At 61.6% G+C, this 15,408-nt stretch carries 8 protein-coding genes; 3 read left to right on the top strand and 5 right to left on the bottom strand.

The genetic code is table 11. The features are described from left to right. Both SINAC_RS27530 and SINAC_RS27525 read right to left on the bottom strand, forming a co-directional pair. On the bottom strand, positions 1-1,119 hold the full coding sequence (locus SINAC_RS27530) for a carboxylate-amine ligase (RefSeq protein ID WP_015248841.1): 1,119 nt from the start codon (positions 1,117-1,119) through the stop codon (positions 1-3). Positions 1,120-1,190: 71 nt separating this feature from the next. Next, entirely contained in the window at positions 1,191-1,580 is a 390-nt protein-coding gene (locus SINAC_RS27525; protein ID WP_015248840.1) for a DUF5658 family protein, read from the bottom strand. 265 nt (positions 1,581-1,845) lie between these two features. Between SINAC_RS27525 and SINAC_RS27520 the strand changes: the two genes are divergently transcribed. Further along, positions 1,846-4,584: a WD40 repeat domain-containing protein gene (locus SINAC_RS27520; protein WP_020466890.1), complete on the top strand. Its 2,739-nt coding sequence runs from the start codon at positions 1,846-1,848 to the stop codon at positions 4,582-4,584. A 251-nt stretch (positions 4,585-4,835) separates the two neighbouring features. Here the strand turns inward: SINAC_RS27520 and SINAC_RS27510 are convergent, their stop codons facing one another. The 3 genes from SINAC_RS27510 to SINAC_RS27500 all read right to left on the bottom strand — a co-directional run bounded on the left by SINAC_RS27510 (position 4,836) and on the right by SINAC_RS27500 (position 11,563). Beyond that, on the bottom strand, positions 4,836-6,260 hold the full coding sequence (locus SINAC_RS27510) for an IS1380 family transposase (protein WP_015244773.1): 1,425 nt from the start codon (positions 6,258-6,260) through the stop codon (positions 4,836-4,838). A gap of 627 nt (positions 6,261-6,887) precedes the next feature. Next, positions 6,888-10,325, bottom strand: a complete 3,438-nt coding sequence (locus SINAC_RS27505; protein ID WP_020466888.1) for a PVC-type heme-binding CxxCH protein — start codon at positions 10,323-10,325, stop codon at positions 6,888-6,890. After that, entirely contained in the window at positions 10,322-11,563 is a 1,242-nt protein-coding gene (locus SINAC_RS27500; protein WP_157579463.1) for an SGNH/GDSL hydrolase family protein, read from the bottom strand. The genes SINAC_RS27505 and SINAC_RS27500 overlap by 4 nt, the downstream gene beginning before the upstream one ends. 345 nt (positions 11,564-11,908) lie before the next feature. On the opposite strand from SINAC_RS27500, the gene SINAC_RS27495 reads away from it, so the two are divergent. After that, positions 11,909-13,294, top strand: a complete 1,386-nt coding sequence (locus tag SINAC_RS27495; RefSeq protein WP_015248837.1) for an aminotransferase family protein — start codon at positions 11,909-11,911, stop codon at positions 13,292-13,294. Positions 13,295-13,719: 425 nt separating this feature from the next. Next, the gene (locus SINAC_RS27490; RefSeq protein ID WP_015248836.1) at positions 13,720-15,030 is read left to right on the top strand and encodes an ATP-binding protein; all 1,311 of its coding nucleotides are present in this window, start codon (positions 13,720-13,722) and stop codon (positions 15,028-15,030) included. Positions 15,031-15,408 lie beyond the last annotated feature (378 nt).

Genomic DNA, 15,408 nt, shown 5'->3' with positions numbered 1-15,408 from the left:
TCAGGGCGCAGTGCCTCGCGCGGTTTCGTCGATGAGGAAATCGACGACATCCTCGAATCGGCCATGTTGCGCGAAGACGTCGCGCTGACGCTTGGCTCCCGTTCCGCGTTTGAGCGTTTCACGGACGAGTGTATCGATCTCGTCCCACTCACCGGCTTCCTCGAGCGTGGGCCGAAGAAATTCCAGGAACTTCTCGATCAACTGAGCGGCCGGAACGGCGAGCCGGGCGTCGATATCGATGAGTTCCCCGTCGAGCCCGTAGCGGGAAGCTCGCCACTTCGCGGCCCGCAATAGTTCGGGACGAGCATGTTCGATCGGCAATCCGCGCTCGGCCTGGGCGTAACATGTTCGCGCCAACGCGCGGCAGAGGCCGGCCACCATGACGGCTTCATCAATCGAAGCACAAACATCCGTGACGCGAAACTCGAGCGTCTCGAAGTGCGATGACGGACGAATATCCCAGTAGATCTTCGACCCGTCGCTGATACTCCCCGTCTCGACCAGGGCGGAAACCAGGTCATCGTACTCAGTGCGCGACGCCAGGACGTGAGGAGTCCCCACCATCGGAAACCGCTGAAACAATTCGGTCCGATAGCTCGAGTAACCCGTCTCCATCCCCAGCCAGAACGGTGAATTGGCCGTGAGGGCAAGCAACGGTGCCAACCAAGGGCGAGCCCGGTTCATCACCTGGATCGCCAACTCTCGATCGGAGATTCCGACGTGGACATGGCACCCGAAGATAATCTGCTCGCGGGCAAGTTGCTGAAAGTCGGCCGCGATGCCGTAGTAGCGCGGCTTGGGAGTGATCGCCTGGTTCTCCCAGTGGGAAAAGGGATGGGTCCCCGCTGCGACGATCCGACTCCCTTCGCGTTGCGCCGCGTGGATCACTCCGCTCCGCAGCCGGACCAACTCGGCGCGAACCTCCCCAAGGGTCTTGCAGACCGGCGTGCCAATCTCAATCTGCGACAGGAAGAGTTCATTCGTCACATCCTCGCCGACCGTCTCTTGCGCCTTCAGCAGGATTCGCTGCGCACGCTGCCGAAGCTCGCGAGTCTCCGGGTTGACGATCTGGTACTCTTCCTCGACGCCGATCGTGAAATCTTCAATGGACTGGCCCACGCGATTCGCTCCTTGAACGCGGTGGATCTTCGAGTCACCCGCGCCTGGGATCGACCCGAGAGGAAACCGCTCTAACCTGGGACCAGCACGACATGCTGGTAAAAAAGAAGCAGACTGTACGCGACCACGGCGCTGGCCGCTACGGTTCCAAACCCCAGGACTTTCCGACCAAGGCTGGGACGACGACGCTCCACGACTTCGCAGACCACGATGGCCAACGAGATCAGAAGAAACTTGAAGGCGACCATGCCCGCCATGTTCCAGCGCACGAAGAACCAGCGAGCAAGCGGGTTCGATTCGTAGAAATGAAACCCCTGCTGCAGCAGAACGTAAGTCATGAGCAAATCGAGGACGCTCACCGTGAGAAGCGCCGCGCTCTCCCGACTCAAGAGAAGGGGATCGCCATGGAACTCGCGGTTCAGATTCCTCAGCCAATTTCCCAAGGCTTTGACGGAATTCATCAAAGTAGCTTAACAGATCCGACCGCCAAGCTACGATGCGGAATCGACACGATCAGATCAGTGTCACAAAGGGAACGCAACGACGAGCGGGGAGAATAACGTTGCATCAGTGGCAGGCGGCGTCTATGTTCGGCTTTGTGCAAATCCCCCCGTCGAGCACGAAAGTGCCTCAACGAGGCGGCCAATGAGACCGGGTCGCGACAGAAAGTCGCGGCCCCCTGCCAACCCCGGCGTCAGCGATCCTCAACGTTGCGAGTCTTTACTCATGAGACGTGTCTCAATTCCTCGATCCAGGGTCGCGGCCGCGCTGACGGTCGCCCTGGCAACTACGGTCATTGCCCTCGCACAGCAAGCGGCGACCGTGGTCGGCACACTTGACGGACATACCGAGCCGGTCTACTCCATCGCCTGGAGTCCCGACGGAAAAACCGTCGTCACCGGCGGCTTTGACAGCACGGTCCGGCTCTGGGATGTTGCCACACGCAAAGAGATCAAGAAGTTCGAAGGCCACTCAAACCTTGTCCTCTCCGTCGCCACATCGCCCGACGGAAAGAGCATCCTCTCGGGGAGCCTGGATAAGACGGCCAAGGTCTGGCGGATGCCCGGGGGCGGAGCCTCGAAGGATCTGGCCGGCCATCCGGCCGGTGTCCACGCCCTGGCGGTCAAGCCTGACGGAAAGCAGGCCGCAGCCGCATCGGCCAAGACGGTCAAGCTCTGGGACCTGGCCGCCGGAACTCCCGTAAAGGATCTGGAAGGTCATACAGCCGAGGTCGAAAGCGCGGCCTGGCGGCTCGACGGCGCACAAATCGCCTCAGGCGACAAGGCCCGCACGATCCGGCTCTGGAATGCCGCCGATGGAGCCCCGCAAGGCGTCATCGAGACACCGGCCGATACCGTGCTCGGTCTCAGCTACCTCCCCAACAACGTACAACTCGTCTCGGCCGGATCCGACGGCCTGGCACGACTCTGGCAACTGCCCATCGCCGACCCGAAGGTGGTCGACCTCGCCGCCGCCAACACGGCCTTCGCCTTCAACGCGAATGGATCGCGATTCGCCACCGTAGGGCCTGACAAGGTGGTCCGGGTCTATAACGCTGCGGATGGAGCGGTCGTCAAGGAAATCCCCGCCTCGGAGGAACCCGTCGCCGCCCTCGCGTTGAAGGCCGACGGCAGCCAGATTGCGATCGCCCTCGCCAATCGCGCCATCCGGATCTGCAACACGGCCGATGGCACCGAGGTCAAGAAGAGCGAGCCCCTCCCCTCCCCCGTTTCCGCCCTGGCCTTCCGGGCCGACGGCGCGCAGTTGGCCGTCGCAGGCGAAGACACGATCATTCGAGTCCTCGACGCCGCCGCCGCAACTGTCGTCAAGGAGTTCCCCGGCCACGGCGCCAAGGTGAACGCACTGGAGTTCGCCCCCAATGACGGCAACCTGCTGATCTCGGCCTCCGACGACAAGCTCGCCAAGCTCTGGGACGTCAAAGAGGGCAAATTGATCCGTGACTTCGCGGGCCACACCGAACCCTTGCTGACGCTCAACGTTTCGCGCGATGGTTCCAAGCTGGTGACCGGATCAGCCGACAAGAGCATCAAAGTCTGGACCATTGGCGATGCCAAGAACGTGGCCACCCTCGCGGGCCACGCTGGGCCGGTCAAGAGCGTCTTCCTCTCGAATGACGGCAATCGGCTCGCCAGCGGCTCGGCCGACAACGCGGTCCGGTTCTGGGATGTCCCCAATGCGCGCGAACTTCAGCAATCGACCTCCCATGGCGCAGCGGTGTCCACGGTAACGATCCTGCCCGACAATGCGTCAGTCGTCTCGGCGGGGGGAGACAACAAGCTCCGGATCTGGAAGCCCGCCGCGGTTCAGGTCTATGCGGGCCATCAAGGCCCCGTCCTCGGCCTGGCCGTTCATCCCAACGGCTCGCAGATCGCCACGGCCTCAGCCGACAAGACGGTGAAGGTCTTCGACACGAACACGGGGAACCTGATCCGGCCGCTCGCCGGTCATACCGACGCCGTGAAGAGTGTTGCGTATACCAAAGATGGATCCAAAATGATCTCTGGATCCGCCGATAAGACAGTCAAGACCTGGAACGTGGCCGATGGGAACCCTTTGCTCACCTACCCGGCTCAGGCGAGCGCTGTCCTTTCGGTTGCGACGTCAGCCGACAACAAGCTGCTCTTGATCGGCCTGGCCGAAAACAACGCCAAAGTCTTCGACCTGACCCAGGCCGACCCCGCGAAGGCCGAGCGTCAAACCCTCAGTGGACACGCCGGCCCCGTACTTGCCGTTGCGATCCTGCCGGACAACGTGACCGCAGTGACGGCCTCAGAGGACAAGACGGTCAAGGTCTGGACCCTCGAAACGCCGGGGGCGTCGACGAACCTGGCCGGTCACACCGGGCAAGTTTACAGTGTGGCCTGGGCACCCGACAGCAAGCAGGCGGCCACCGGGGCGGCCGACAAGACGGCCCGGATCTGGGACGTCGAAAAAGGAACGCAAATCCGCGCCTTGGAGAAGGCCCACGAGAATATCGTCTACTGCGTGGCGTATAGCCCGAAGGGAGACATGCTCGTCACCGGCGGAGACGACAAGCTGGTCAAGTACTGGAACCCCGCCGATGGCAAAGAGCTTCACAAGAGCGCCGGCCATGGCGCAGCGGTTTATTGTGTCGCGTTCCGCCCCGACGGTGCCAAGCTCGCCTCGGGCTCAGTCGACAAGACCATCCGGATCTGGAACGTGGCCGACGGCAAGGAGCTCAACAAGCTCGACGGCCACCCCGACGACGTCTACTCGCTCACCTTCAGCCCCGACGGCAAGCGGCTGGCGTCCATCGGCTACGGCGGCAACCTGTTCGTCTGGGACGTCGACGGAGCCAAGGCGATCTTCAACCAGAAAGTCGCCCCTAACACGATGGCTTACGGAATCTCCTGGAGCCCGGACGGCAAGCAGCTTGCCATCGCGGCATCGGACAACAAGGGCTATCTTTTCAATATCCCTTGATGCCTAGCCTGGATTTCTCACCCTATTCTTTCGGGGTCCGATCGCTCGACGATTTCGACGGCTCGCCCCCGCCACCCGCGGCCTGCGTGGTCTCCCGCTTGCTCATCACGTCGGCGTGGACCTGATCGGACCTCTTCACGCCAACGCGAACCTGGTTCCTCAGGCCCCCGCGCCCAGGCGGGGGCGCACCCCGATCCTCACCCCTCCTCAGGGAGGGGCTTTCCCGCCTCATTTGACTGGGTCTCCTCGTTTCAGCACCTCGGGATCAAGGGCCCCGACCGCGCCAAGTTGGTGTGCACACGCCGAAACACTTCCGCATACGGACAACCGCTCGAGAACTTCACCCACACCTTGCGAACCGTCACCCGCACCAACGCCCCGATCTTCAAGAGCTTCAGACGGATCGTTTGGCACTGCGCCTCGGCCATCGCCGTTCCCGCCAGCCCCAGCCGCCGCAACGCCTCCAGCAACACGTAGGCGATCGAGGAGAAGAACAGCCGGATCTGGTTGGCACGCATCGTGTGGGCACTGGTCCGATCGGCGAACAGATGGAGTTGCTGCTCCTTGATCCGGTTCTCCATCTCACCGCGACCGCAGTAGTCTTGCTCGTACAGCGGCGGCGCCGCTCGTTCCTCGACCGTGAGCGACGTGACCACGAACCGCGGGTTGGCCCCCTTGCCCAGATGCTCGGCCTTGGCCACCACCCGACGTTCTCGGCTCCAGGTCTTCTGCGTTTGATAACGCAACTCGGCGAAGACCCGGGACGGCTGTTTCGTCGCCTCGAATTGCTGGCGTGCTTGGGCCAATTCCGTCGCGATCGCCGCCGTCAGCCGGGTGTTCTTGGCCAGGCCGATCAGGTAATCCACGCCGTTGTCCTCACACCAGCGAAGGATCTCCTCGCGGCAGAACCCGCTGTCGGCGCGGATCAGGATCTTCACCTGAGGCCACGCCTGGCGGATCTGCGAGACGATCCGCTTGAGGGACTTCACCGAGCCGGCGCTGGCATCAATGTCGGAGGGACGCAGCCGGGCACAGAGCAGGTGGTCGCCGCAGAAGATGTAGAGCGGGAGATAGCAGTATCCCTTGTAGTAGCCGTGGAAAAAGCGGCCAAGTTGGCGGCCATGGACCGTGTCGTCGGTGGCGTCGAGGTCCAAAACGATCCGCTCGGGGGGTCGGCTGTGGGCCTGAAGAAAGAGGGTAACGAAGAGCCGTTCGACCTCATGGGTCTGACAGGTGATCTTCTTGTAACGGCTCTGTCCGTCGGCCCCGACAGGGGTCAGTTCCAAGCGGTTGAGGGTACTCTTGCCAGCCAGCGGCTTGCCGCGATCGCGGAGCCGTGGCCGGTCCTGGCCGGTGGGATCGGTCTTGCCGACGACGGTGGCCAGTAACGGATCGCAGCGGAGATCGTCGTGGTCGTTGAGGTCTTCGTAGCCCAAGGCCAGACCATAGACGCGTTGGGCCAGGAGGTGTTCCAGGGGGTGCTCGACGAGGTCAGGATCGCGATGGTCGGTAAAGCAGGCGGCGAACTGGCGGATGATCCCGGTGCGGGCTTCGATCTGACGGAGCAGAAGTGCACCGCCGTCGGAAGAGATGGCGCCCCCGTCAAAATCGGCGAGCACTTGGCGGTGACCGAGGATGGAAAAGTCGAGGTAAGTCGAGTTACACTCTGTAGCCATCGGGCTGCCTTGGTTCGGTGTCAAAAGTGGTTGTCGCAATTCCACCTATGACACGCAAGGCAGCCCGATTCAATCCCTGGTGAGAAATCCAGGCTAGTTGTTCCTATCCAAGCGGGTTGATTAACGCAAGGAGGGAGCCCCCAATGGTAGGGGGCTCCCTCCTTTTTCTCTTTGCGGAAAACCGCAGGACTCCGCCGTTGCTAGGGCCAGCGGCTTCCAACCAGCTTGCACGCCTCAGAATGACCGTCCAGCCATCCAGTGCTCACGTTGCCCAAACGGTCAATTGAGAATAGCCCCCTGCTGTCCCTCAGCAAGATCAGCCTCGCCCCCCCTCACAGCACGTCTCGCAGATCGTGCGACAACGCGTGCACTGCAACTTGCCGCGCAACTCAAAGAGCCGCCCGCCGCAGACAGGGCAAGCCGGCTGGGGCGGAGTGGAAGGCCCCTGTGCGATGGGCTGACGCTCGTCCGGTTGCGGCGAAGGCAGGTTCATCAGGTTTCTCACAACGCGAGTCGATTAGAAAATCTTAATTCCTCACATCCTTAGCTTGAACAGAGAGGCTCGCGAAGAGCAAGCACGACTTTCGCCAGTCCTTTTGCCCTTCGCGAGCGATCCGGAACTCCTTTTTACTTGCCCACGAGAATCCGAGCGCGGGCCGGAGAACCAGGCTCGTCCTCCAGCGTGCAAACGATCCCCTCGCGCCTCGCCAGGTCGACACCGAGAGTCACGGTATGGATGCCGGTCGCCAGGTTCAGGACGACCTCGGATTTGGGTTCGACCTTGTTGCCGTCAATCCAGAGCTTCATCCCCTCGACCGAGTTGAAGGTGAGTTTCAACGGACCAGGCGTCGTGACCTCGATCTCGGCACGGGCCAGGCCAAGCAATCCCTGATAGGACCTGACGGGCTTGAGGGCCTCGATAGGCAACAATCCCGAGACCAGGCTGTAAGCGGGAGTCCAACTGCGCAGGACTCCACTCTCCAGCGCCGAGTCGAGTCCGATGTGACTCATCGCCTCGGCCTCTTTCGGAGTCGGCTCAAGAACACGCCAACGCCTGACAACCCGAGCCTTACTGACCGAATAAGGGCCGATCTTTCCCAACTCGGAAAGGAACCTGACGAGGTCGACCAGCTCCGGGCGAGTCAGGGGATCGGTGAGATTGGCCGGCATCAGCGATCCGGCCGGCTTCTGCTCCTCGATCGTTGCGACCGGAATCGTCAGTTCCTGATCTTCGGCGTCCCTTAGGATCAGGTCGGTGTCCGTCTGGCGCAGCTTGATGCCCGTGAGGATCTTACCGTCGCTGGTGGCCACCACCACGGCGTGGTAGTTCTCCTTGATCGCCTTGCTCGGCTGAAGGATTGAGTCGACCAGGTAGTCGGCCGGTGCGCTGGCACCGATGCTTTCAAGGCTCGGTCCGACTTGTCCGCCGGCCCCTGCGATTGCGTGGCACTTCAGGCAAGTCATCTCCGCGCGGCGGAAGACCTCTTCGCCCCGCTTGGCGTCACCCAGACGGGCGACGTCGGCGAGAAGCTCTTTCATCTGCTCAGGGGAGAGTTCGCCGGAAGTCGAAGTCAGGTGGCCGGCCGTCGTCAGCGCTTCAACCAGCTTTTCCTCAGCCCGTCCTGAGGCGCGAACCGTGCGGATCGCAACCTTGGCGATGTCGAAGGGGAGCGTCTTGTCGGCCAGGGCGGCCGTGAGCGCTGCGGGGCCCGTGCGAAGTTGGAGGAATCGAGCCAGCAGACTGTCAACGGCGGCCGGTTCCGTGGTCTGAGCCAATCGCGCGATCGCTCGCTGAGCGGCTCCGTTGGGATCGATTGAGGCCAGAGCGCTAATCGCGAGGGCCTGGGTTCGGGCAGGCGAGTCAGCAGCCGCGAGACGTTCGAGCTCGGTTTGGCTTTCCGGGCCGCCGATCTCGGCCAAGGCGTCCACAACTGAGCGTACGAGGGAGTCTGAGGACGTCTTCGCGTTGGCGATTTCGACAAGCCGGGGGCGAACCGACACGAGTTTCCAGGCGCCGGCCGCGGCAGCAGCCGCTCCGCTGATGGCATCGTCTTTGTCGTTGAGCAATGGCGCTACGCGGTTGAGGTCCCCGGAGGGCTGAACCTTCCGCTGACGGGCCGCCTTCGCCAAGGTCTCCAGCAGCGTACCGCGCTGGCCGTGAGTGGAGGAGCCCCCCTCAATGGCGAGGTCGAGGACCATGGCCAGATCGCTCGGATCTCCCAGGGTGGCGACCGTCGTCAAAACCGCCGAGACCTGCTCCTTCGGGATCTTCGCGGCCCGCAACGACTCGACCAGCGGCTTGACCACGCCGGAGGATCCGTTGGCCTGGAGCGCGAACACCAGGTGGCTGACTTGCCCCTTGAAGTCGAAGCGGCCCGCCTGGACTTCAGGAAGCCAGGTCGGCGCCAGCTCGCGTGCCGTGAGCCAGAGGGCATAGTCGAGGAAACGATCGATGGGCCGGTCGAGGGCACTCATGGCCAACGCCACCGCCTGCGTTGTCGGGAACCGTCCGAGCGCCCGGACGGCCTCAAGCCGGACGCGAGGGTGGTCGTCGCTCACCTGCTGGGCCATGATCGCGATCGGATCCGACAAACGAGTCTGCCACTGGCTGGCGACTCGGGTCGCCGCCGCGCGCACCCGGGGATCGCTGCTCCTCAAGAGCGCGGCGAGCAAGTCCGGCTCGACCTCGTTGATGGCTTGGTAGGTCCAGAGGGCCTCGAGCCGCTGATGCTCGGCATCGGGATCGTGGGTATCGAGTTTCGTGACCCAATCCTTCAGCGCGGGGACGATCGACTTGCCCCGCTCCTTGAGTACCATCCTGGCATTCTGCCGGGTCCAGTCTTCGGGCGTCTTCAAGGCCGTGAGCAAGGCTTCGGTCGACGCTCCCACCAGCTTGGGCCGCTCGACGAGCGGGCGTCCCTTGGCAGTGACTCGCCAGATCCGTCCTCGGGTGTGATCGCGTCTCGGGTCACGGAAATCGACTTCGCCATGCTGGATGATCGGGTTGTACCAGTCGGCAATGTAGATCGCGCCGTCCGGCCCCATCTTGGCGTCGATCGGCCGGAAGGCCATGTGCTTCGTCTTGATCAGCTCGGGCTGTTCGCGTGAGGCATAACCTGCACCGTCTTCGCTGATCACGAACCGGCAGACCCGGTTGCCCCGGAAGTCGCTGGCCACGATGCTCCCCGACCACGACTCGGGGAGGTGCCGACCGCTCAGGAACTCCGCGCCGCAGTGCTTCGGACTTCCCGGGTTGAGCCCTTGCAAGACCCGAGTCGCGTCAGGCGCCGTGACGTAATAGGCGCCGGGAAGGCAGTAGTTGATTCCTTCGCCCCCCGCCCCGTCGGTCGCGAACGACTGGCCCCAGCGATCGAAATGGTGCCCCCACGGGTTGACCAATCCTCGAATGAACACCTCAAGTTCCATCGTCTCCGGCCGGAACTGCCAGATCCCACCGCCACCGAGCCGGCGCACACCGTGCGGCGTTTCGACATGGCTATGGATATAAATCGACTGATTAAAATAGAGCATTCCATCATATCCCCACCGGAGCGTGTGAAGGATATGGTGGGTGTCTTCGGTGCCAAAGCCCGAGAGCATCACGCGGCGACGATCGGCCTTGCCGTCATTGTCAGTATCCGCGAAGTGGAGCAACTCGGTGCTGTTGGCCACGTAGACTCCCCCATCACCGGGCTCGACGCCGGTCGGAATGAGGAGTCCATCGGCGAAGACCGAGGTCTTCTCCGCGCGTCCGTCACCGTCTCGATCCTCGAGGATCAAGACCTTATCGTTGGCGGTCTGCCCCGGCTTGATCTGGGGATAAACTTCAGAGCTGACGACCCACAACCGCCCCTGAGGGTCGAAGTTCATCTGGATCGGCTTGGCGAGCACGGGGTCGGCGGCGAACAGGTTGACCTCGAAGCCATCCGCCACGATGAACGACTTGCGCTCGACTTCCGGGTCAGGGTCGGGAATCTCGAAGGGGGCACGCTGGGCAAAGGTCGAGGACGTGGCCGCCAGCGCGACGCAGACGCTTAAGAGAAACGGAAATCGGTTGCGATTCATCGACCCACCTCGCTTTCACGGCTCAACTCATAAACGTGGGAGACTGGAACGCGCAACGTTGCGATTTCCTTCTCCTTGGCCTCAACAAGCGGGTCGAACAGAGGAATCTCGCGTGCGTTGTTACCTTGCTCGTGCTTTCGGAAACCGAACAAGTACGTCTCGTTCTGGGGCCGCCAGCGGTGGAAGTACAGCAGATTCTTCTCGTTGATGACCTTGCGAAGCGTCTCGACCTGATCAAACTCAGGTCCTTTTTTGAGTTCCCGCTGCTTCCACTGGTCGGCGGAAGCCGAGGCGATGAGCTGTCCGTCAATTTTCAAGGTGTAACGCCCCGGGGCCAGTCCCTCGAACTCAAGAACGCGGGCGCTTTCCTTGGTTGGAGAGAGTTGGGCCGGGAGCGGCAGCGAAGTGCTCAGCACTTCGAAGCGAATCCGTTGCGGGGAGGTTTGAACGTTGGAGATCTTGGCATTCTCCGCCTCGGCGGTTCCGTCCGGTCGGACACGAACGGTCCACGGCTTCCCGAAATTCTCCAGGAGCTCGGACGCGATCTTAGCGTCGGCCAAGCAGTAGCCAGCTTCGGTCAAATGGATCCCGTCGTCAGTCAGGGTCCGCGCGCCCTTCTCACCCGCGCTGCGCGAAACGTCGAGTGGGAGACGGATCGAGGCGAGGTCGACGAAAGGATAGCCGCGGCTGCCCGCCACCCGGGCGATCGTCTCACGGTAGAGCCCGAGCTTCTGGTTGTGAGCGGCCGGATCGGGGAGGGGTCGGCCGAGGTCTTCATGAGCGATCGGCGAGAGGAGCACGACCTTGGCCTTCGTCTCGGCCAGGACGTCGAGCAACGTGCTCAAGCCCTGCTCAAAGGAAGCGAGGCCCGGCTCACCGTCGAACGATTCGCTCATCCCGTAGCCAAGAAGGATGACCGTGGGCTTGAGCCCGAGCACGTGTTCCTTCAATTGATTGAAGCCGTCGGCACGCTTGCCGAATCCCGCCCTGGCATCACCAAAAACCGTATCGCCGCTCCAGCCGAGGTTGCGGACGATCAGGTTCTTCCCTGGATTTGAGAGGGTCAGCAGCGTTTCAAGGTAACCATGCTTCTGATTGCGCTCAATCAGATCGTCTCCGAGAAGCACAATCCGATCGCCGTCCTTGAACGAGAAGGCATTCTGATCGGCCGCTTGAGAGCTCGCGCTCAGGCAGAGCCATGAGACGATCGCGGCGAGGTACGGGAGAGGTCGTTTCACAAGGTCGCTCCGGACCGAAATCGGTGGTTGGAATTGCCCCAACGGAAATCTCGTCAAAAACAAGGAGGGGCCAGTTTTGCACGAAATCTGAGGAAGGGCCGCCATCCCCACCAATCTAGCCGTGGGACTGGCGATGGTCGAGAACCTTCCGCCCCACGGAGGGAACTGTAGAGAGAGTCTGGGAGCCACGCTATAATTCAGGCCATCATGAATCAGACTGACGCGACCAACACAGCCCACGGCCCCCATTTGGCCTGACGCGCCCCCCTCCCTTTACGTCCCGCTTCCAACGGACAAACGACAAAGCTCAGACGCCTCATCTTTTATTTTTTTGCGGGACCATCCATGTCCAAGTCGAGGATGCCTGAGCTCATCAGCGAAGCTCAAACGACGGAAGAAGCATTTCTCAGGCAAATCTTCGTCCGGGATCAGATGGCTGAGTGGTCGAAGTCGCCGCTCATCATGGCTCGAGCCGAGGACGTCTATTACTGGGACGTCGACGGCAAACGTTACGTTGACGCCCTCTCGGGAATCTATGTGGCGTCGGTCGGCCACAACAACCGTCGCGTGATTGAGGCCATCCATCGCCAACTCGACACACTGGCGTTCTCTCCGCCGATGCACGGGACCAACCCGGTCGCGATCCAGTTCGCGAACCTGCTCGCCGAACTGGCTCCTGGTGATCTGTCGGTGGTCAAGCTCCAATGCGGGGGTTCGGAGATCACCGAGGCGGCGATCAAGCTGGCGAGGCAATATCACCGGCTTACCGGATCGCCGGGCAAGTATAAGATTATCAGCCGCTATCAGTCCTGGCATGGCTCAACCCTGGGCGCACTCTCGGCTTCGGGCTTGAAGTCACGGAAGACCGTGAACGAGCCGATGGCGCCGGGCTTCCTCCACGTATTCCCCCCCACCTGCTATCGATGCCCGTTCGGCAAGTCGTATCCCGGCTGTGGGATCACGTGCGCCTCGATCATCGAATCCGTCATCGACATGGAAGACCCCGCTACCGTTGCGGCGATCATGGTCGAACCGATCGGCCACACCGGGGGGATCATCGACCCGCCCGAGGAGTATCTGCCGATGCTCCGCGAGTTCTGCGACCGGCACAATATCCTCTTGATTTTCGATGAGATTATCACCGGGATCGGCCGCACCGGACAGATGTTCGCCGCCGAGACGTTCGGCGTTGTGCCCGACGTGCTCTGCGTGGCGAAGGGGCTCAGCGGCGGCTACGCGCCGCTCTCTGCCATGATCTGCCGGGGGCCGATCGCCGACGCCTTCTGGGGGCCGGTCGCGGAGAATCCGGGCTTCGTGGAAGGACACACGTTCGAGGGCAACCCGATCTCGTGCGCGGCCGGGATCGCCGTCCTCCAGGAAATCCTGGAACGAGACCTTTGTCAGAACGCGCGAACCCAAGGTGATCGCCTCAGTCATCACTTCCGGAGGATGGCCGAGACACACGGTGTGATCGGCGACATCCGAGGCAAGGGACTGTTCCAGGCAATCGAGTTTGCACGTGATCCCGCAACCAAGGAATCGTTCCCTGCCGAGTTGGCGTTTGGAACTCGGGTGGGCCGACGGGCGCTTGAGAAAGGTCTTCTCTGCCGATTCGACCCGAACTGGATCGCCTTCGGCCCCCCTTTGACGACGACCAGCGAGCAGCTTGACGAAATGGTCTCGATTCTTGACGCGAGTCTTACCGAAATCCTTCAAGAAATTGATGCCTGAGTGATTGACCGGTTGCCAGCTTGCCGTAAAGCCGCACGCTTTGGCGAGGACCAGTCGCCCCTTGGGGACTATAAAATGCGGACATAACTTTTCTGACTGTCAGTAGTGAATATTCTCGTGAGCGAATCTTGATTCAAATTCAAGCAAAAGAAAGCACCAAACGGCGGGAATTCAGCGGGTTCGACGGACGCGATGACCGAAACGGATCTCTTTCGACGCTGTCTTTTGTTGACGTGATGCCAATCGTGCTCTATCACTCTAAGAGATAGTAAAACGGTGGCCGGTCGTCCGTCCGGGAGTCGCCACGGTTCCACGTTCCTCGTTCGGTCGTGGGACCATCACAACGACTTGGCCATGCCGCGGGCTCTTCCTGTGCACGGACCGGCCGCCTGAGAGAAGTCCCTTCGCTCGGGAGTCGCCGCGCCGTGAATCCGTTCGAGCCGAGTACCGTCCCCTCGTTGGCGATTGAAGAGAAAGAAACCTTCCGGCCCCGACCTGCCAACGACTTTGCCACCGCAGGGTTGAACAGCGCTCAGATCGAGAGCCTCGTCCTCAAGTTCCTGCTCAACTTCGGGAACGCCGCCGGCCGGAGGATTGCCGACGAGCTCGGCTTGCCCTTCAGTCCCTTCCCCGAATTCCTTCGTCACCTCAAGAACCAGCAGATCGTCACCTACACCGATAATGCCTCGGCCAACGACTACTATTACTCGCTGACGGACACCGGACGCGCCCGCGCACGGAACTACTTCGACGAGTGCGCCTACGTCGGCACCGCCCCCGTTCCGTTTGAAAGCTACGTCGCTTCGGTCGCTGCCCAGACAATCGACGCCGAGCAGCCGAAGATGGCCGACCTCCGTCGCGCCTTCTCCGACCTTCTTATTAATGAGGACATGTTTCAGACTCTCGGCGCAGCGATCAATTCCGGCCGTGGCATGTTTATCTATGGCTACCCCGGAAATGGCAAAACGAGCATCGCCGAACGCATCACACGATGCTTCGGCACGTCGATCTGGATTCCACGGGTCATCAGCATCGAGGGCCACATCCTCAAGCTTTACGACCCGGCCAGCCACGAAGCGATGAGACCCCGAAGGGGGGGACTGCTGAGGATGGACGATCAGGACGACCGCTGGATCGAAATCAAGCGGCCGACCCTGATCGCCGGTGGCGAACTCACCATGGAAAATCTGGAGATCAGCTACAACCCCGCGACCAAGATCAGCGAAGCGCCGCTGCAGATGAAGAGCAACAACGGGACCTTCTTGATTGACGACTTCGGCCGGCAGCGGATGCAACCGATCGAGCTCCTCAACCGTTGGATCATTCCGCTCGAGAAACGGTACGACTTCCTGACGCTTGCCAACGGCAAGAAGATTCGCGTCCCGTTCGACCAGCTCATCTTGTTCTCAACCAACCTCGAGCCGAAGCAACTGGTCGATGAGGCGTTCCTGCGACGGATCCCGTACAAAGTCAACGTCACCGACCCGAGCGAATCGATCTTCCGGCAGCTCTTCGAGATTTTCGGACCGAAACTCGGCTTCAAGTCAATCGATCAGGCTGCCATTTCCTACCTCGTCGAAACGCATTACCTCGGAGTGAACCGCCCCTTTCGCGCCTGCCAACCGCGCGACCTGATGCTCCAGATCCGCAACCACTGCATTTTCAACGAGCTCGAGATCGAAATGACCGCGGAGTACTTCGACATCGCCGTGGGCAACTACTTCACAGTCATGTGATTGCAAGTTCGAGGAAAATGCCCGGCAACGAATCGACTCAGTCGAGCCGGGAACAGAACGTCGTCGAGGATGCTGAGGAATTTGCCATCCAAGTGCTGAGGCCGGACGCATCAGGCGGACGGATAGGCGGCGCCACGAAATTCTGTTAAATTCACAAAGAGGGTAGAAAGGGATTCGCGGCAAACTCGCCCCGAGGTGCCGGCCTCTTTGCAACCCCGAAAGAGTAACCGTCAAAGTCATGCTTCGGCTTTTGACGATCGCCCTTTCAGAACCGCAAAAAATCCCCGCTATGTGCATGTGTCGCTCCTAGGGGTTTACACCCCTGGCGACAGAAGGACACCCCTCCGGGATTGCTCAATAGAGGCCAGAGCCAGGTGC

Origin of the sequence: Singulisphaera acidiphila DSM 18658, from assembly GCF_000242455.2 — a bacterium.
GTDB lineage: Bacteria > Planctomycetota > Planctomycetia > Isosphaerales > Isosphaeraceae > Singulisphaera > Singulisphaera acidiphila.
The sequence above is the reverse complement of the archived record's forward strand: the minus strand, read 5'-3'. Positions and strand labels throughout refer to the sequence as shown.

Excerpts from the sequence above, each read along its gene's own strand:
- SINAC_RS27520 (WP_020466890.1), top strand. The coding sequence starts at position 1,846 with ATGAGACGTGTCTCAATTCCTCGATCCAGGGTCGCGGCCGCGCTGACG.
- SINAC_RS27495 (WP_015248837.1), top strand. The coding sequence starts at position 11,909 with ATGTCCAAGTCGAGGATGCCTGAGCTCATCAGCGAAGCTCAAACGACG.
- SINAC_RS27510 (WP_015244773.1), bottom strand. The coding sequence starts at position 6,260 with ATGGCTACAGAGTGTAACTCGACTTACCTCGACTTTTCCATCCTCGGT.
- SINAC_RS27505 (WP_020466888.1), bottom strand. The coding sequence starts at position 10,325 with ATGAATCGCAACCGATTTCCGTTTCTCTTAAGCGTCTGCGTCGCGCTG.
- SINAC_RS27525 (WP_015248840.1), bottom strand. The coding sequence starts at position 1,580 with ATGAATTCCGTCAAAGCCTTGGGAAATTGGCTGAGGAATCTGAACCGC.